The sequence below is a fragment of the Thiocapsa imhoffii genome (assembly GCF_016583985.1).
GTDB classification, from domain to species: Bacteria; Pseudomonadota; Gammaproteobacteria; order Chromatiales; family Chromatiaceae; genus Thiocapsa; species Thiocapsa imhoffii.
The window spans coordinates 57,793-76,177 of sequence record NZ_NRSD01000007.1 but is presented as its reverse complement, the minus strand read 5'-3'; the positions used below and the strand labels follow the sequence as shown (position 1 = coordinate 76,177).

Below are 18,385 nucleotides of genomic sequence, written 5' to 3'. Positions count from 1 at the left end.
GGCCGCGCCATGGGAGTGGCATCCTGGATGCCACGCGAATGGGATTAGGATAACACGCGAGGCCGTGGCTCGGCGGTTGAGCGAATGCCCTTTCGATCGGATCACCCTGGCACAGTGGCGCGGGTGATCGGGGGCACTCAGTGGTCCGGGTCGGCGCTCTCGATGCGCTCAGCGGGCTCCACAACCCACCAATAGGCCGCGATCAGACCCAGCAGCGCGGCGGCCGCGGCGGTTGCGAAGGTGACCGCCGCACCCTGTGTCACCCACAGCAGTCCCCCGATCAGGCTGCCAGCGGCACCGCCCGCGCCGAAACTGAGGCTATTGTAGAGGGCCTGACCACGCCCCTGGGTGCGCCCGGTGAAATAGAGATGAACCAGATAGATCGCCCCGGCATGAAAGGTCCCGAACGTCGCCGCGTGCAGGAGTTGCGCCAATAGGGCCACGGCGAGAATCTCGACGAAGGCACCGATGAGTAACCAACGCACGACCGCTAGGCCCAGACTCCAGAGTAAAACGCGTCGTGCCCCGAACCGTTCCAGCAATCGGCGCATCACCAGGAAAATTAGGACCTCGGCAATCACGCCCAGCGCCCAGAGCCCCCCGATCGCCGCGCTCGTATAGCCCACCTCGCCGAGCCGGATGGAATAGAAGGCGTAATAGACCCCGTGGCTCAACTGCATCAGGAAGCAGGCGAGCAAAAAGGCCAAGACCTCGGGTCGTCTCAAGATCCCCCGCAGCCCGAGCTCGGCATGCGTCACGCGGACCGGCGCGCTGTCCGGCACCACCAGGGTGGCCAACCAGATCCCACCGAAGAGCACCAACACCCACAGGGGCACCACCGACAGCGCGGCGACTTCCAGTTGCAGTCCGAGGATCGCGACCACCAGAATGAATCCGACCGAGCCCCACACGCGCACCAGGGCATAACTGGCGGGGCGTTCACCCAAGTGATTGAAGGTGACCGCCTCCATCTGGGGCAAAGAGGCGTTCCAGAAAAAACTGAACAGGACCATGACCGCGGCGATGGCCCAAAAACCGTCGGCGAAAAAGATGCCAAGGAACGTCAGGGCCGCGGCGAGCGCGCTGAGCCGCACGATCGGCATGCGCTGTCCGGTCACATCGACGATCTGCCCCCACAGCATGGGGGCGACGATCTTGGTACCGACCAAGATCGCCATGAGCTGGCCGATGGCGAGGGCATCGAACCCCCGCGACTGGAGATAGGGCCCCCAGAAGGGCACCATCGCGCCCAGTGCCGCGAAATAGAAAAAGTAATAACCGGAGAGTTGCCAGTACGGCATGGCGGTGGATCCCCGGGCGGAGCGACGCTCCACGCCGCGGTTGTCGCCCTAGATCAACGCGCGGCGGCGGGGATGGGCATGACCGGCGGGGTGATGCCCGCGTTTTGGGCACGCTGGCGGAGGAAGTGATCCATCACGACCAAGGCCAGCATGGCCTCGGCGATGGGCGTCGCCCGGATGCCCACGCAGGGATCATGACGCCCCTTGGTGACGACCTCGGTCGCCTGTCCGTGCGTGTCGATGGTGCGACCGGCCAGCCGGATACTCGAAGTGGGCTTGAGGGCGATCCGGACACACAGATCCTGGCCCGAGGAGATCCCCCCGAGGATCCCGCCCGCGTTGTTCGAGAGGAAGCCCGCGGGCGTCATCTCATCACGGTGTTCGGTGCCTTTTTGTTCGATGCTGGCGAATCCCGCGCCGATCTCGACCCCCTTGACGGCATTGATGCTCATCATGGCATGGGCAATGTCGGCATCGAGCCGATCGAAGATGGGTTCGCCGAGCCCGGTGGGCATGCCACTGGCGGTCACCGTCACCGCCGCGCCGATCGAGTCACCCTCTTTGCGCAGCGCATCCATGTAGGCTTCCAGCCGGGGCACCGTCTCGGCACAGGGACAGAAGAAGGGGTTGCGCTCGACCTCGTCCCAATCGAATCCCACGGGGCGGATGGGGCCGAGTTGCGAGAGATAGCCCCGAATCAGGATCCCTGCATGGAGACGCAGATACTTCTTCGCGATCGCGCCCGCGGCAACCCGCACCGCGGTTTCGCGTGCCGAGGAGCGACCGCCGCCCCGGTAGTCGCGACGACCGTACTTCTGATCGTAGGTGTAATCGGCATGGCCGGGGCGATAGCGCGCGGCGATCTCCGAGTAGTCCTTGGAACGCTGATCCTCATTGCGAATCATGAGCGCGATGGGCGCTCCCGTGGTGTACCCCTCGAACACGCCCGAGAGGATCTCCACCTGGTCCGATTCGCGGCGCTGGGTGGTATGACGCGACTGACCCGGCTTGCGGCGGTCGAGGTCGCCTTGGAGATCGGCGGCGCTCAGGGCGAGTCCGGGTGGACAACCATCGACGATCCCGCCGATGGCCGGCCCGTGGCTCTCGCCAAAGCCCGTCAGGACGAAGAGGCGCCCGAAGCTATTGCCAGACATGGTTCAGTTCGCGGGCGGCGCGATGGTGTCGGAGGGATCGAGCCAGGCGTTCCCACGCGCGAGAATGTCGCGGTTGAGGGTGCTGGTCGCCTGGTGGAGCAGAATGCCGTTGATGATGTACTGATAGCGCGAGCTCAGATACTCGAACTCGGCCTGGAACAGTTGCCGTTGCGCGTTCAGGACATCGACCTGGGTCCGCGTTCCGACTTCCTGACCGGCCTCGGTCGATTCCAGCGAGGAGCGGGCCGAAACCACCGCTGCTTGGCGTGCCTTCACATCGGCGATGCTCGAGGTGATGCCGCGAAAGGCGTCCTTCACCTGTTGGTCGACCTGACGCCGCACGGCGTCGAGATTATCCTGACTCGCGCGGAAGTTATAGCCTGCCTGACGGGTCCGCGAGGTCACCGCGCCGCCTTGGTAGATGGGCACATTGACCTGCAATCCGATGAAACCCAGGTCGGCGTCGTTGCGTGAATCCGTCCCCGAACGCGCCATGTCATAGCCGGCTTGCAGATTCACCGAGGGATAGAAGCCCGAGCGCTCGATCTCGATCCCTTTTTTGGCGGCCCCGACTGCCTCGCTCGCGGCGATGATGCCGAAGTTTCCCCGCATCGCGCTCTCCGCCCAGACATTGATGTCGTTCGGTTCCGGCGGGGTCAACGGCAATGCATCCCCGAGGCGGGCGATCGGGGTCTGAATCGGTCCCACGATCCGCCGCAAGGCCTCCCAGGCATTGTCGAGCTGATTTTCAGCCGTGATGAGATCAGCGCGCGATTGGTCGAAGGCCGCCAGGTTGTCGTTGACATCGGTGATGGCGACCAGGCCAACCTCGAAGCGTTGTCGGGATTGCTCGAGTTGGCGTTCATTCGCCCGCACCAGCGAGGCCTGCACCGTGACCAGGTCGGCAGCGCGCAGCACGCCGAAGTAAGCCTCGGTGGTCGCTGCCATCAAGGCGATTTGTTGGTCGCGATATTGGGCTTCGGCTTGCGCCAGGATGTTGTCGGTCTGGCTGAGCGTCATCCAACTCGCTCGGTTATACACCGTCTGGCTGACAACGGCCTGGAGGCCTTGACTATCGAATGATTCGGAGCGACTGAAGCGACTCCCGTCGGGCGCAACCCCTCTGACATCGAGGCTTTGATAATCAACGGTCCCCTGGACCGCGAGATTCGGCAGCAAGAGTGCCCGCGCCTGCGGTTGCACCTCGCGGGTGGCAAAAAGCACTTGCTCCGCCTCCCGGATGCGTGGATCGTTCTGCACGGCCAGGTCATAGATCTCAAGTAGGTCAGCGGCCTGGGTCGTTGACGCCAATCCGCAGATCAACGCCACGGCCAGTGACAAAACGCGTCTTCGCATGGTGGGTTCCCTTCGGAGGTCGAGCAGGTGCGTTCGGTGGTACGCTGGTGCTCGGAGTATAGGGGACAACTGGGTCGGCTCTCAATCCACGCCGCCCCCTCACGGCGTCATCCGGGCGTTGCTCGCACGGGGGGTTGGCGCCCACTGTGACGCCAGCACCCACCCTATCGGGACGCGCGTGGGGCGCGCCGCGCGCAGGTCGATATCGGAATCATGAGCTGGGACTTCAACGATGGGTTCGATCACACCGAGCGGCTTCAAACCAGCCTGGTGGCTACCCGGCGGACACCTCCAGACCATCTGGCCGGCACTCTCACGACGCGCCCCGCCACGCAACCTCTACCGGCGCCGGATCGAGCTGGCGGATGGTGATTTCATCGATCTCGCCTGCGCGTCCAGCGTCGGTCCACGGGTGTTGGTGATCCACGGACTGGAAGGCGGTTTGGATTCGCACTATGCCGGCACCTTGGTCGAGCGGCTGATGCGCGAAGGCTTCCAACCACTCTTTCTTCATCTGCGTGGCTGCTCCGACGAACCCAACCGGCTCGACCGCGCCTATCATTCCGGGGCGAGCGACGACCTCGCGGAGGTGCTCGCGGTGCTTGCGGGTGACCCGCAAGGCCCGCCGCGGGCGGCTATCGGATTCTCCCTCGGCGGCAACCTGCTGCTGAAATATCTTGGGGAGACACAGGCGTCACCACTTGGCTTCGCCATTGCCGTTTCGGTCCCGTTCGTGCTGCGCGATGCCATGCTGCGGCTCAATCTCGGATTCTCGCGGATCTATCGGCGCCATCTGATCAGCAAGCTCAAGGAGAGCCTGCGCCGCAAGTTCCGCACCCGCCCCTTCCCGCTCGCGGTCGATCTCGATGAGATCTTCGATTTCAATGACTTCGATGATCGCATCACCGCGCCGCTGAACGGCTTCGCCGGCGTCTTCGACTATTACAGTCGGGCCAGTTGTCGGGGGTTCTTGCCGCGCATCCAGACACCAACCCTCATCATCCATGCCCGCGATGACCCCTTCCTCTATCCGACCACTATTCCCTACGCGCACGAACTCGGCCCCGGTGTGACCCTGGAGCTAGCCGATCATGGCGGACACGTCGGCTTCATTGCCGGTCGCTGGCCGGGCCGACCGCATTACTGGCTCGAGGATCGCATCATCGCGGCGCTGCGAGCCACACCTGTTCCGCTGACGTGATGGCGTTGGCCCGCACGTCGACCGCGGGACACCGAGCGGCTCATACGGTATGCCCCGCAAGCTCATGCAAGACCGCCAGACCAACCGCCTTGTCGGTGCAGCGCAGAACGGCCGCACGACCCGAGGTGAAGGGGTCGAGTTCCACGCGCACGCCACGGGCCGCCGCACGCACGCACTGCTCCGAGCTGATTGCGGCCTCACCGAAGACAGACAGCACATAGCCACCTGGAATCGGTGGGGGGGGTGCGCCCTGATCACCGTCGACGAGGGCCACCCACGCGGGAATGAAGCCGGGACCGTAAAAATCGAAGAAGCCATTGGAGCCGCGCAGATGGCCCTCGATCGGCTTCCCGCCGATCATCTCCAGATTGCACAGCCCGGTGTAGCCCGCCAGATGGCGACGCACCCAGTCGGTGATCGCGGGCTCGAGCGCGGTGAGATCCGCGCCGACCTCCCAATAGAGAGGACGCTCCTGATCCTTCTCATCCGCCCCACGGGTGTGGGCGAACCAGATGGGTTCGCCGTCGCGGACCAGACAGTCGCTGCTGGTATGGGGGCCGGTGAGGTGCTCACACCAGAAGCAACCCGGCTCGGACGGGACGGCATCGGCGGGGACAGCACGCGCATTGAGCGCCATGCCGGCCAGATTGACGATGGGTTTCACGAAGACGGATGCCCCCGGATCGATCCCCAGATCACGGGGATCGACTCCGCAGGGGGCCGCGCGCAATCCGGCACTCAAGGCCAGGGCGAGCTTGTCGTAGACGTTTCGGTGACGCGGATTGAGACGCCAGGCGGCGGCGTCGTTGACCGCTACCGCTGTCCGTGGCTGCGGCTGAAAGAGCGCCTCACGTCCGGGTCTTACACCAATGAAGGGCATGCGCGGTCTCCTCTGGAGTGCGGATTGAGGGTGCGCGCGCGAGTCGGCGCGCGAGTCGTGGCAATCCGGTCCGTTTTAGGCCGCGACACGCGAGCGCGCGCGCGTCTGACCCAGAACCTGCGTGCGATCATCCTCGTCCAGACGCTCGACCTGACATAACAGGGATTTGAAGGGCGGAAAACCGCTGATCGGGTCGAGATGACGATCATCGGTGAGTTCGTTCACGTTCGCGTCGTTGCGACCGTGCGTGCAATGAACCACGCCCGGTTTGATCCGATCCGTCACCTTCGCGACGAACCGCACGGCACCGCGCGGAGAGCGCACCATGACGGGGTCGCCGTCAGCGATCGCGCGCGGTGCGGCGTCCTCGGGATGGATCTCGACGAGCGGATTGGGGATGGCGCGGCGCATCCGCTCGATATAGTTGTGCTGCGAGTGCGTATCGAACTTGGTGCGAGCGCCGCTGGTGAGCACCAGCGGGAAGTCGCGGGCCAACTCGGGTGTCGAGACGGGGCTCTCTGGTGGCTCGCGATAGATGGGCAGCCCGTCGTGTCCCGCCTCGCGCAGTTCCACCGAGTCGAATTCGACCTTCCCGGTGCGGGTACGGAATCCGCGCAGACGGTAAAGACGGTCGGCGTCCAGATAGCCGTGTTCGACGAGGTCCTCGATCGCCTCGGCGTAGACGACCACGCCGTCCGGATTATCGTAGACCTCTTGGCGAATCTCCTCCGGGATGCCCTCCGCCGCCTCGGCCCAGGAGGCCTCTAAATCGCCATTCCAGAATTGCTCGCCCATCCCGAGCCGGACCCCAAGTTCCAGGAAGATCGCCCCGTCGGGACGGGCCTCGCCCTTCGGCGCGACGACGGGGCGGCGATAACGCAACTCCCCTTGATAGGCGCAGCCGGGATAGGCGATCAGTGCCGGGCGCTCCAGGCTGGTTGCCGCTGGCAGCACGAAATCGGCCATGCGGGTGGCCGGGTTATGGAAGAAGTCGGTGGCCACGAAGAAGTCGAGCGCGCCAAGCGCCTGTTCCATGCGCTTGGAATTCGGCCACATGGCGGTGTTGATCCCCATCGCCAGCAGGGCGCGGATGCGTTGCGGTTTGCCCTCGAGGATGCAATCAGGCATCAGCATGCTCTGCGCGGCGGGCCAATAGCGCGTCCAAATGGGGTAGACCTCGTCGCCGATGCGCGGGGGCAGATGATTGCGACAGTGATCGAAGAGTTCGATCGGCTTCGGGGTCACCTTGTCGTTGAAGAAGCGATTGCCACCCTCGCGATCGAGATTACCGGTGACGGCGGAGAGCAGGATCACCGCGCGATGGTTCTGGAACCCATTGGTGTGCTGGACCGTCGCGGTCGGCGAGAGCGTGATCTGCGCGGGTGGGGTGGTCGCGAATAACTCCGCGGCGCGGCGAAGATCCGCCTCGGGCACGCCGCAGATTGCCGCGACCCGCGCCGGCGTAAACGCGGCGACATAGTCTCGAAACGCCGCCACCCCGTTGCCCCACTCATCGAGAAAGGCTTGGTCCTGCCAACCATTGGCGAAGATCAAATGATGGAATCCGAGGGCCAATGCGCCATCGGTGCCGGGGCGGATCGCCAGATGCACATCGGCCTCCTCGGCCAATGGGGTGCGGCGAGGATCGACCACAATCAGGGTTCGACCAGGACGGCGTGTCACCAGGAGGTGGGTATCGAAGGGTGGGATGGACCCGCGTGGATTGGTCGACCAGATCAGATGGCAGCGCGTCTTCGGCGACACCACCGTGGAGGTCGTCTTGATCTTGTAGCCGAAGGTGACCTTTTCGGCAACCATGGTGGCGGAGAAGCAGCAACCGCTCTCGGTGAGATAGTTTGGTGAGCCGAAGGCATGGGCGAGTCGTTGCAGCTGCGGGCGCGCCTCTTTGGTGTAGCCGGCAAAGAAGGCCACGGCCGGTGCGCCATGTTCGGCCTTCACGGCGTTGAGACGCGTCGCGATGCTGTCGAGGGCCTCGTCCCAGCTCACGGGTTCGAACTGGCCACTGCCGCGTGCGCCGACCCGCTTGAGCGGGTGGAGAATGCGATCGGGATGGTTGCGCCGATCCAATTGCGCATAACAACGTGGGCAGTCCGGACCGGTCACCCGGACCGGCTCGCCGGTTGTGTCGAGCTCGACCTGAATGGCGCAATTTGCATCACATTCGTAACAGGTACTGGTTTTCCAAGTCATGCCTTGATCCCGTTCGTGGTCATCCGCTGCGATGGTGTCTCAATGCGCTTTCAGCGCGGTGAATTCAAGCCAACTCTGTCACGCGCAGGCTCGCCTCCATGGTATCAACCTCCAAGTCCATTCCTCTGGTCTCCACATCAAGGACCGCCGTCACATGTTGAACCGACCTTCCCTCGTCGTCTTCGCCTGGATCCTGACAAGCACGGCCCTATTGGGTTGTGGCCCGGTCTACCGGACCCAATACAGTTACCAGCCACCGACCGATGCAAACGGTCGACAGTGCATCACCCAATGCGCGGCGATCCGCGAGTTGTGCCGCGCCACGATGGAGAATCGCGCGGCGCAGGAGCGCGCCGTCTGCCAACAGACCGCGACCCTGCGCTATGCCACCTGCTTAGCCACGGCCAAGAGCGACGCGGAACGCAATGCCTGCACCAACCGCGACGCCTGCCGTGTCAGCGCGAATACGGATCGCTGCGATTCCGACTACAACCAGTGTTATCAGAACTGCGGCGGTCTCGTCGAGTCCACCCAGGTTTGTGTCTCCGGCTGCTGAAGGGCGCGTGATCCCAGGCCAGGACCTCGATCATTCGCCAAGGCACCCGGTCACCCCGCGTGGGCGCCGCGCGCATCGCAGGCACCCACGCGCTCGATCTGATTCCATCAAGCCGCTGCGGGAGGAGAAGTTCGTGCTGAGATTCGAGGGCGTCCACAAGACCTATGCCGAGGCGGTGGCCCTAGCGGGCGTCGATCTTGAGGTTGCGGAGGCGGAGACGACGGTGTTGATCGGCCCGAGCGGCTGTGGCAAGTCCACCTTACTGCGGCTGGCCGCGGGTTTGATCCAGCCCGAGCGGGGCGCGGTCCGGTTCGAGGGTGCCACCCTGGATCATCACCACCTGCGCGCGGCCCGCTTGCGTATGGGCTATATGATCCAGGACGGTGGCCTCTTTCCGCATCTGAGCGTGCGCGACAATGTGACCCTGATGGCGCGCGAACTGCATTGGCCAACGGCACGGCGTAAGCAACGTCTGGCCGAACTCGCCGAACTCGTGCATCTCCCCGAGCGGATGCTGGACCGCTACCCGATTGAACTCTCCGGTGGCCAACGCCAACGGGTCGCCCTGATGCGCGCACTCATGTTGGATCCAGATTTATTGTTGCTCGACGAACCGCTCGGGGCCCTCGATCCTATGATCCGCTTCGAACTGCAACGCGAACTCAAGGCAATCTTCGCCCGCCTGGGACAAACGGTGCTGTTGGTGACGCATGATCTCGCCGAGGCGGTCTTCTTTGGTCACCGACTGGTGCTGCTACGCGCGGGGCAAATCGTGCAACAGGGTCCGCCCCGCACGCTGCTCGATGCCCCCGCCGAGGACTTTGTCGCGCAGTTCGTCGCCGCGCAACGGGAGCCACAACGCCTGCTCCTGGGGCTGCCCGCATGAGCCCCGATACCAGGACACTGACCTCATCGCGCGCAACCGCGCGGCGTCGCCTGCCGTCGCGCCTACTCCCATTCCATCTGGGACTCCTCTGCTGCGTCCTGACCCTGCTCGGGTGCGTGAGCGCGGTGCTCGCCGAGGAGTCCGGCGCGCGACCCATCACCATCGGCTCGAAAAAATTCACCGAATCCGTGATCCTCGGTGAAACCCTCCGGTTGCTCGCGCTCGACGCGGGCCACCCAGCGCGTCATCGCGCCGAACTCGGAGGCACCCGGATTCTCTGGGGGGCGCTCCTGAGCGGTGAGATTGATGTCTATCCTGAGTACAGCGGAACCCTGATCCGCGAGATCCTCGCAACCACCAGGATCGAGTCACCAGCGGATCTGGAGGCGGCACTGGCTGCCCATGGGGTGCGCGCGACCGACTCGCTCGGATTCCAGAACACCTACGCCATCGCCGTGCCGGCGGCCTTGGCCGAGCGGCTCGAGCTGAGACGGATCTCCGATCTGCGCGCGCATCCGGACCTGCGACTGGGCTTCAGTAGCGAATTTCTCGATCGAGCCGACGGCTGGCCCGGGTTGCGACGCAGCTATGGCCTGCCGCACACCCGGGTACAGGGTCTCGATCATGACCTGGTATATCGCGGCATCGGCGCCGGGCATCTCGATGTCACCGTGGTCTACACCACGGACGCCGAGATCGCCCAATACGATCTGCGGATGCTCGAGGACGACTTGGGTTACTTCGAGGACTACCAGGCCATGCTCCTCTATCGGGAGGAATTGGACACCCTGGCCCCGGCGGTCATCGCCGCTTTTCGTGGCCTTGAAGGGACAATCGACGAAGCGACGATGGCGCGGATGAACGGCGCCGTGAAGCTCGCGGGCGCCTCCGAGCAGGCGGTCGCCGCGACCTTCCTGGACGATCGCTTGGGGGTTTCGGTCGCGATCAGCCACAGTGGCTTCTGGCACCGCTTGTGGCAACGCACGCTCGAGCACCTCGGGATGGTCAGCGTCTCGCTGATCGCCGCGATCCTCGTCGCCGTCCCACTGGGCGTGGCGGCCGCCAGCCATCCCAAGCTCGGCCATCTGGTGTTGGGGATCACGGGCATGATCCAGACCATTCCATCCCTCGCCTTGTTCGTGTTCCTGATCCCGTGGCTTGGGATCGGCTGGTGGCCAACGGTGGTGGCCCTCTTTCTCTACAGCCTGCTGCCGATCGTCCGCAACACCCATGCTGGTTTAATGGATATCCCGACACCGATGCGGGAGTCAGCGGACGTGCTTGGGCTCACTCGGGGTGCACGACTGCGGCTGGTGGAACTGCCACTCGCCGCCAACACCATCCTCGCCGGCATCAAGACCTCGGCGGTCCTCAATGTCGGCACGGCGACGGTGGCCGCACTCATCGGCGCGGGCGGCTATGGTCAACCGATCCTAACCGGAATCCGCCTCGACGATACCGGACTCATCATGCAAGGCGCGATCCCCGCCGCGCTCCTAGCGCTCGGCCTCCAGTGGTTTTTCGAGCTCGCCGAACGCTGGGTGGTACCACGTGGCCTGCGCTTGCGACCGCGCGGAGGAACGGAAGGCACGTGAGAGCGTGCGCGGTGCGGTACGGTGCGCGTCAGCAGAAGCCAAGCCTGGCTACCACGGCCGCATCCGGACTGCTGTCGCGGACCTCCGAGCCAACCCAGGTCCGCCCCGCCGCGCAGCGGTCCAGCAGAGGCATCGAACCCAGGCAGGACCGCATCGGGGCGCAGCGATAAGGCTCGCTTGCCCGGACGTGTTTCGTTAGAATCCGCTGATATTCCCGTTAAGCGTTCCGATTGAGGTCGCGCGCATGGATGACACCCTTCAACGACTGCTCGAAGCCGAGATGCGGGCTGAGACCATCGCTCAGCAAGCAGAGGCGGAGCAGGAGCGGATCATTCAGAAGGCGATGGCCGATGCCAAGGCTGAAAACGAACGTTTCACCGCCCGCATCCCGGATCTGCACCGTGCCTTCATCGCGAAGGCCCAGGAGCGGGCCGAGCAGAATGTCGCCGAATTACGACGGCGTTATGACGAACGGCACGTGCAATTACGCGATCAAGCGGAACGCCGCGAGGGTGAGGCACTCGATGCCGCCTTCAATGTGCTGATCGACCCTGAACTCTGAATCCCGACGCGCGCGTGAACCAATACGAGCCCGCCGCTGCCAACCCGCTCCCGGTGCCAGCGATCCCTTCATGCCCCTGATAGCCGACCACGCCTACCTGAACACGCGTGTCTCCGTCATGGCGACTCGCCTGTTCCGATCATCCGAGATCGCCACCCTCATGCGTTTGCCCTTGCCGGCCTTGGCCGAACGCTTTGGCCTGAACGCGATCCTGGATGAGCAACTGCCCATTCGCGTGCGCAGCCGTGCCGTCGAGCAAAGCCTGATTCAGGTCCTCCTGGCCGAACTCCTGATCCTGGTTCGGCCCATGAGCCCCGCCGAGCGCACGCTGGTGCTCGACTGGGGCAGCAAATATGCACTCTTCAACCTTAAGACCCTGATTCGCGGCAAACTCTACGCGCTCGACCAACAAGAGATCCTCGACAATCTCTATGAACTGCCCGAACAGATGCGGTTGTCGGATGAAACCAAGGCGGGTTTGTTTCGCGCCGAGAATGTGCTCGAACTGCTGCGTCAACTCGAGAGCGGATCACACCGCGCCCTCGCACGACAAGCGCGCGAGATCTATGAGAAGCAGCGGGAGCCCTTCGCCCTCGAGGCGGCCATCGATCAGCGCTACTATGCGGGTCTCCTGCGCCAGGTCATGGCCTTCAAGGATCATCATCTCGACCCCTTAAAACGCCTGATCGGCGCGGAACTCGATCGCATCAATCTGATGTGGTTGCTGCGATTTCGCTTCTCCTACCTCCTCTCGGCATCCGAGACCTTCTATCACCTGGTCCCCTCAAGGCGCCTGCTGACCCGCGAACGGCTGTTCCATCTGGTCAATCTGGAGACCTTTGCGGGGGTGCTCGCGGCCCTGCCCAGACCACTGGACCGGCTCATGTCCGAGAGCCCGAACCTGGTCGAGGTCCAGCGGCGAATCGGCAGTTACGCCGCCCAAGAAGCGCTCTGGGTGCTGAACCGGACCGACTCGGCGGTGGCGCGGGCACTGGCCTATCTGATGCTCCGTGAGCGCGACCTCCTGTTGCTGTTTGCCTTGGTTCAAGGCCAACTCCTTGCCCTCCCAGAGGCCGCGATCGAGATCGCGGTCGAACTGGCCGAGCCGAGTTGCCTCTGGTCCGGTTCACGAGCCGCTTGACGGGATCCCATGCTGCCTGATCCGCACCACCGAGGCTGAAAGATGTTGCGCTCGACACCGATGAAACATGTTCGTCTCCTGGTGCTGACCGAGGATCTTCCGCAGGCCTCGCTTGCCCTCGCGGACCTGGAGAGCTTCCACCCGGACCCGCGCCCGCCGCAGGAATCCCGACTCGTCGACGCGCCCGGGCAGGCCTATCGCGAGGCCTACACCCAGGCCCATACCCGGCTCGAGAAGATCCGCAAGCTGATCCCCATCACCCCGCGACGAGGCACCGAGCAGGTGCGGGTGGTCGAACTCCCAGAACTCGAGGCATTGAATGCCTGGCTCGGTGTCATCTGGAACGAGGCGTCGGAGTTCGAGGAGGAACTGCACCGACTTGACGAACAAGAGCGTCTGGTCCGGGAACAACAGGCGGCGCTGGCCAATTTCGCCCACCTGAATATCGACCTCGGCCTCTTGCGCAACAAGACGCGTTTTCTGAATTTCTATGTCGGTCTGGTGCCGCGTGAAAATCTGCGTCAATTGGAGGGCGCCGTCAGCCTTGCGGATCACATCCTGCATGTTTACATGCAAGAGGGCGAGCAGGCCCACGTTGTCATTGTGGGACCGACCGAGACCAAACAGGGCGAACTGTCCGCCGTGCTCGAGGCCGCGGGCTTTCAGAATCTGCCGATCCCGCGCGAACTCGACCGCGCTCCGGCCGACCTCCAACACGACCTCGCGGTGCAGCGCCAAGAGATCGAGCGCGCCCGCGCCGAACTCCAGAAACGGATCGCGCAATGGGGGACACCGCTCCTTGCACGCTTGCGCGATGCGCGCCAGACCCTGATCCTCACCGAACCGCTGGTCACACTTGATCCGTCCATCCGCAGCGCTGGGCACCTCGCGCATCTGGCCGGCTGGGTGCCGGCACGTTCGGTGATCCGACTGCGGGTCCGTCTGGAGAAAGCCCTGCGGCATCCGTTCGAGATGCGGGTCCGCCGGCCAAGTGCGGCGGAGCGACCGCTGGTCCCCACGGTCCCGGAAAAACATTGGCTCCTCGCGCCCTTTGCGTTGCTGGTGAAACAGTATGGCGTCCCCGAGTACGGAGAGGTGGATCCAACCCCACTGTTCGCCGTCACCTTCGTCCTGATGTTCGGTAGCATGTTTGGCGACTTCGGCCAAGGAGCGGTGATCGTCTTTGCCGCCTGGCAGTGGCGTCATAAGCTGGGCCGCTTCTGGCCCTTCGGACTCTTAGCCGGCTTCTCCTCGATGTTCTTCGGGATCCTCTATGGAAGCTTCTTTGGCGAGGAACACTTGATCCCGGCCTTATGGATGAATCCGCTCAGCGACCCACTGCTGATGTTGCGACTGGCGTTCGGCTGGGGCGTGCTCTTCCTGAGCCTCGCTTGCCTCTTGGCGATCTACAATCGCATGGCCATCGGCAACTGGTCCGGAGCCATCTTCGGTCATCATGGTGTCCTGAATTTGGTGTTCTACCTGGCACTGATCACCGGGGGCCTCAATGTCGTACAAGCCGATGGTGCCAGCGGGGACGCCACGGGGATGGCGGCCTTTGGCACCATGCCGTTGTACTTGCTCAGCGGCTCGCTTGCCGGTTTGGCCTGGGCGAGTTGGCGCAAGCAACAGGCTCCAGTTGGTGAAAAGATCCTGGTGGTCTTCATCGAGACCCTGGAAACCCTCATCGGCTATGTCTCCAACACCCTCTCCTTTCTGCGTGTCGCCGCCTTCAGTCTCAACCACGTCGCACTCTCGATCGCGATCTTTACGCTCGCGGGCATGATGGGCACCTTCGGGCATATCCTGACGATCATCCTGGGCAATTTGTTTGTCATCGTACTTGAGGGTGGCATCGTCGCGATCCAGGTGATGCGACTGCAGTACTACGAGGGCTTCTCACGCTATTTCTCGGGGAACGGTCATGAGTTCGCACCATTGCGCCTGCGCCGCGACCCCAAATGAGCGGTCTCGATGCTCATCTGAGCAGTGGCATCGGAGCGCTCGCACGTCAGCCCATCCCGAACACGATCACACACACCTAAACTTGGAGTTCCATCATGTATTGGCTCGCCGCCCTCATGTGTTTCGCCGTTCTCGGCTTGATCATCGCCGGTTTCGCACTTGAATTCCGTCCGCACCTCGTTACCCGTGCGCGGACCTGGTTTCGCCCCGTGATGGGCACACAGTTGATCCTCTTTTTTGGCGCTCAACTCGGCCTGCTCCTCGTTGGGCTCAACAGCGCCTTTGCCGACGTGACGCCGGACAGCATGGCGGCTGTCAATGAGGTCTCTCTCGGAATGGGACTCGCCATCATCGGCGCCGGGCTGCCGACCGCGCTCGCCTCGATCGGCGCAGCCATCGCGGTCGGACCGATCGGTGCCGCCTCGCTCGCGGCCATCACCGAGAAACCGGAGAATCTTGGTCGCACCCTTATCTATCTCGGTCTTGCCGAGGGGATCGCAATCTACGGGCTCGTGATTTCCATTCTGCTGATCAACAAGATCTGATCGCCGCCACGGTGGCGCTCGGCGAGCCTTCAGGAGCCTAGCGGTGGAGCCCGAACAAGACTACGCACGACCGACTCGCATGCTCTTCCTCGGTGAGGATCGGCTCGCCGATGGGTTTCGGCTGATCGGCTTCGAGACCTACCCAAATCCTGACCTAGAACAGGTCGATCGCTGTATCCGTGAGCTGATCCGCCTGCGTGAGAAGGCCTTCATCGTCGTTGATGATGACCTGATGAAACAGGACATCCCAAGCCTAAAGCGGGTCCGCCGTGAGGGTGGACGCATCGTCGTGATCGCCGTGCCACCGCTCGGCGAAGGCCCGACGCTGGGCGGGGATGTGGCCCGACGGCTCGCCGCGCTCTTTGGTCAGACCGTGCTCGACGAGCAAACACGCAGATGACGGGATGGCGGCCAGACCACGAGCCTGCAGCACAATCGCGCACCGAGCGGCCTGCCGGATCGGGCGGCCTCATCCTGCCGCGATCAGGGGCGCTTCGGCTCGAACCAAGACCAAACGCCGCGTGCTACGACTCGGCGCGCTTTACCGGGGATCGACCGTGAATCAAGTACAAGAGCTCGAACAGGCCATCCTGGCCCGTGCTGAACGGCTGGCCGGAGAGTATCGCGAGCGCGCGAACCGCAGTCGCGACAGTATCCTGCGCGAAGCGGCCGAACGGCTGAGACTGCGCGAAAACCGCGAGGAGGCCATCGCCAAGTCGCTAGGCGATCGCACCTTTCGTCAGCACGTGCAGGCTAACGAACTGAAGATGCAGACGCACCTCGACCAGATGCGCTGGAATCTGGTGCAGGATGTCGAGCGCGCGCTCGCGGGGCGGATGAAGGCATTCAGTGAAACGCTCAACACCTATGATCCCTGGCTGGATCAGCTCATCGTGCGCGCGGCACACCTGATCGAGCGCGATGCACTGATTGTCTCGGTCAATGCGCGGGACCACAAGCGACTCGCGGCGCGCTGGGAAACGATCCTCGACAGCCTCCCCGCACCGAAAACGGCGCGCCTTGCCGATGAGCCCATCGAGACCATCGCGGGCATCCTCGTCACCGATGCAGACCAGCGGATTCGGATCGACAACACCTATGAAGGACGGCTCGAGCGCCTGCGCCCGACCGTGCAACAGGTCATCCTCGAACGACTGCTGCCGAGCGGGTTCGACACCGCCAACCTCTTTAGCGGATGAGAGCATGAGCGAAGCAAAACGAATCGGTGTCATTCGCGACATCAATGGCCCCATCGTGACCGTCGAGTTACCGGGCGTGCGCAGTGGGGAGCAGGTGAAAATCGGTGAGTTGGGACTGTTCGGGGAGGTGATCTCGCTGCGCGGCCGTGAGGCCGTGGTCCAGACCTACGAATCAACCGAGGGCGTGCGACCGGGTGAACCGGCTGTCGGTCTCGGCTGGCCGCTCTCGGTCGAGTTGGGTCCCGGACTGATGGGGGGGATCTTCGACGGCGTGCAACGTCCATTGGAGAAAATTGCGCTTCAGTCGGGTGACTATATCCGGCGTGGGATTGCCGTGCCGGCGCTGGAGCGCGCACGCGAATGGGAGTTCGAGCCGAACCGCGAACTCACCCCCGGCAATCGGATCGGACCCGGAACCGTGTTGGGGACGGTTCAGGAGACCCCAACCGTCCTGCATCGGATCATGGTGCCGCCCGGGGTCGAAGGGGATCTGCTCGAGGTCGCGCCGGCGGGTGCCTATGACATCGAATCGACCATCGCGCGAGTGCGTGACCCACGCGGGCTGAGTCACCGCCTGAGCATGTATCAGCGTTGGCCGGTACGCAAACCGCGTCCCTACCTGCGCCGCGACGATGGGATCTCGCCGCTGATCACGGGGCAGCGTGTGATCGACACCTTCTTCCCGCAATTGAAGGGGGGCAAGGGGGCGGTGCCGGGACCGTTCGGCGCCGGGAAGACGGTGGTGCAGCAACAGATTGCGCGCTGGTCGAACGCCGACATCGTCATCTATGTCGGCTGCGGCGAACGCGGCAACGAACTGGTGGATGTGCTCGAGAGCTTCCCGGAACTCGACGACCCCTACAGCGGGCGCAAGCTCATGGAGCGGACCCTGTTGGTTGCGAACACCTCGAACATGCCGGTCGTCGCGCGCGAGGCCTCCGTCTATGTTGGCATCACCATGGCCGAGTATTACCGTGACATGGGGTACGACGTCGTGATGCTCGCCGACTCCACGAGCCGCTGGGCCGAGGCGCTGCGGGAGGTGTCGGGACGCTTGGGGCAGATGCCCGTCGAGGAGGGCTATCCGGCCTACCTCGCATCACGGCTCGCCGCCGTCTACGAACGCGCCGGGCGGGTCGAGACCTATGGGGCCGGGTCGGGTTCGGTCACCCTGATCGGCGCCGTCTCACCACCGGGTGGCGACTTCTCCGAACCCGTCACCAGCCATACGAAGGACATCATCGAGACCTTTTGGGCGCTGTCCAAGGAGCTCGCCGATGCGCGCCACTATCCCTCGATCGACTGGGTCACCAGCTTCTCGAAGCATGTCCACACCGCCGCGCAGTGGTGGCACCAGGAGATCGACCCGGACTGGGAGAAACGCCGCACCGCCGCGCTGGCCCTCCTGGCACGGGATGCCGAACTCTCGCGGATCGTCAATCTGGTCGGCCCCGAGGCACTCTCCGACGCGCAGCGCTGGGAACTCGAGGGGGCGTCGCTGGTGAAGGAGGGGGTGCTCCAACAGAGCGCTCTCGATGAGATCGACACCTTCTGCTCTCCGCACAAGCAATTCGCCCTGCTCGATCTCGCCATCACCATCTACAAGCGCGGCGCGGCCTTGATCAAGCTCGGTGTTCCCGTCTCCGAGCTGCAACATCTCCCGCTCATGGCGAAGATGCGACGGCTGAAGTCACTCTATGCCAGCGACCAGCTCGATCAGATCGTCGCCTTCCACGGCGAGGTCGAGCAGACCATGGAGTCCGTGCGACTCGAATACGCCAAACACGGCGAGGCGGTGTGATGCAGACCACCACCGCATCAGGACAGCAGACT

The 18,385-nt window shown here is 63.9% G+C and carries 16 protein-coding genes; 11 read left to right on the top strand and 5 right to left on the bottom strand.

What is annotated here, in order from left to right:
- Window positions 1–137: 137 nt before the first annotated feature.
- The 3 genes from CKO25_RS08955 to CKO25_RS08945 are packed head-to-tail and all read right to left on the bottom strand — an operon-like array spanning window position 138 to window position 3,811.
- Window positions 138–1,301, bottom strand: coding sequence for an MFS transporter (locus CKO25_RS08955; RefSeq protein WP_200387590.1), 1,164 nt, complete (start codon window positions 1,299–1,301; stop codon window positions 138–140).
- A gap of 53 nt (window positions 1,302–1,354) precedes the next feature.
- Window positions 1,355–2,455 (bottom strand): chorismate synthase, encoded by a 1,101-nt coding sequence (gene aroC / locus CKO25_RS08950; protein WP_200387589.1) that lies wholly within the window; start codon window positions 2,453–2,455, stop codon window positions 1,355–1,357.
- A 3-nt stretch (window positions 2,456–2,458) separates the two neighbouring features.
- Window positions 2,459–3,811: a TolC family outer membrane protein gene (locus CKO25_RS08945; protein WP_200387588.1), complete on the bottom strand. Its 1,353-nt coding sequence runs from the start codon at window positions 3,809–3,811 to the stop codon at window positions 2,459–2,461.
- Between the two features lie 232 nt (window positions 3,812–4,043).
- Here CKO25_RS08945 and CKO25_RS08940 point away from each other — a divergent pair, with 232 nt between their 5' ends.
- A complete protein-coding gene (locus tag CKO25_RS08940) occupies window positions 4,044–5,012 on the top strand; it encodes a hydrolase (RefSeq protein WP_200387587.1) in 969 nt (322 codons plus the stop codon).
- Between the two features lie 40 nt (window positions 5,013–5,052).
- Here CKO25_RS08940 and CKO25_RS08935 read toward each other — a convergent pair whose 3' ends face one another.
- Both CKO25_RS08935 and CKO25_RS08930 read right to left on the bottom strand, forming a co-directional pair.
- Window positions 5,053–5,892, bottom strand: coding sequence for a hypothetical protein (locus CKO25_RS08935; RefSeq protein WP_200387586.1), 840 nt, complete (start codon window positions 5,890–5,892; stop codon window positions 5,053–5,055).
- A gap of 75 nt (window positions 5,893–5,967) precedes the next feature.
- Window positions 5,968–8,103 carry a molybdopterin-containing oxidoreductase family protein gene (locus CKO25_RS08930; RefSeq protein ID WP_200387585.1) on the bottom strand — a complete coding sequence of 712 codons (2,136 nt, stop codon included), beginning with the start codon at window positions 8,101–8,103 and terminating at the stop codon, window positions 5,968–5,970.
- Window positions 8,104–8,257: 154 nt separating this feature from the next.
- On the opposite strand from CKO25_RS08930, the gene CKO25_RS08925 reads away from it, so the two are divergent.
- From CKO25_RS08925 to CKO25_RS08880, 10 genes are all read left to right on the top strand, one after another.
- Window positions 8,258–8,659 carry an Aq_678 family protein gene (locus CKO25_RS08925; RefSeq protein ID WP_200387584.1) on the top strand — a complete coding sequence of 134 codons (402 nt, stop codon included), beginning with the start codon at window positions 8,258–8,260 and terminating at the stop codon, window positions 8,657–8,659.
- Window positions 8,660–8,792: 133 nt separating this feature from the next.
- Window positions 8,793–9,545, top strand: a complete 753-nt coding sequence (locus tag CKO25_RS08920; protein WP_200387583.1) for an ATP-binding cassette domain-containing protein — start codon at window positions 8,793–8,795, stop codon at window positions 9,543–9,545.
- Window positions 9,542–11,140, top strand: coding sequence for an ABC transporter permease/substrate-binding protein (locus CKO25_RS08915; RefSeq protein ID WP_200387582.1), 1,599 nt, complete (start codon window positions 9,542–9,544; stop codon window positions 11,138–11,140). The genes CKO25_RS08920 and CKO25_RS08915 overlap by 4 nt, the downstream gene beginning before the upstream one ends.
- Before the next feature lie 244 nt (window positions 11,141–11,384).
- Window positions 11,385–11,702, top strand: coding sequence for an ATPase (locus CKO25_RS08910; RefSeq protein ID WP_200387581.1), 318 nt, complete (start codon window positions 11,385–11,387; stop codon window positions 11,700–11,702).
- A gap of 70 nt (window positions 11,703–11,772) precedes the next feature.
- On the top strand, window positions 11,773–12,843 hold the full coding sequence (locus CKO25_RS08905) for a V0D/AC39 family V-type ATPase subunit (RefSeq protein WP_200387580.1): 1,071 nt from the start codon (window positions 11,773–11,775) through the stop codon (window positions 12,841–12,843).
- 42 nt (window positions 12,844–12,885) lie between these two features.
- Window positions 12,886–14,808, top strand: coding sequence for a V-type ATP synthase subunit I (locus tag CKO25_RS08900; protein ID WP_200387579.1), 1,923 nt, complete (start codon window positions 12,886–12,888; stop codon window positions 14,806–14,808).
- A 95-nt stretch (window positions 14,809–14,903) separates the two neighbouring features.
- Window positions 14,904–15,353, top strand: coding sequence for an ATP synthase subunit C (locus tag CKO25_RS08895; RefSeq protein ID WP_200387578.1), 450 nt, complete (start codon window positions 14,904–14,906; stop codon window positions 15,351–15,353).
- 79 nt (window positions 15,354–15,432) lie between these two features.
- The gene (locus CKO25_RS08890; RefSeq protein ID WP_200387657.1) at window positions 15,433–15,753 is read left to right on the top strand and encodes a V-type ATP synthase subunit F; all 321 of its coding nucleotides are present in this window, start codon (window positions 15,433–15,435) and stop codon (window positions 15,751–15,753) included.
- A 157-nt stretch (window positions 15,754–15,910) separates the two neighbouring features.
- The gene (locus CKO25_RS08885; protein WP_200387577.1) at window positions 15,911–16,552 is read left to right on the top strand and encodes a V-type ATP synthase subunit E family protein; all 642 of its coding nucleotides are present in this window, start codon (window positions 15,911–15,913) and stop codon (window positions 16,550–16,552) included.
- 4 nt (window positions 16,553–16,556) lie between these two features.
- Window positions 16,557–18,353 carry a V-type ATP synthase subunit A gene (locus tag CKO25_RS08880; protein ID WP_200387576.1) on the top strand — a complete coding sequence of 599 codons (1,797 nt, stop codon included), beginning with the start codon at window positions 16,557–16,559 and terminating at the stop codon, window positions 18,351–18,353.
- Window positions 18,354–18,385: the final 32 nt, after the last annotated feature.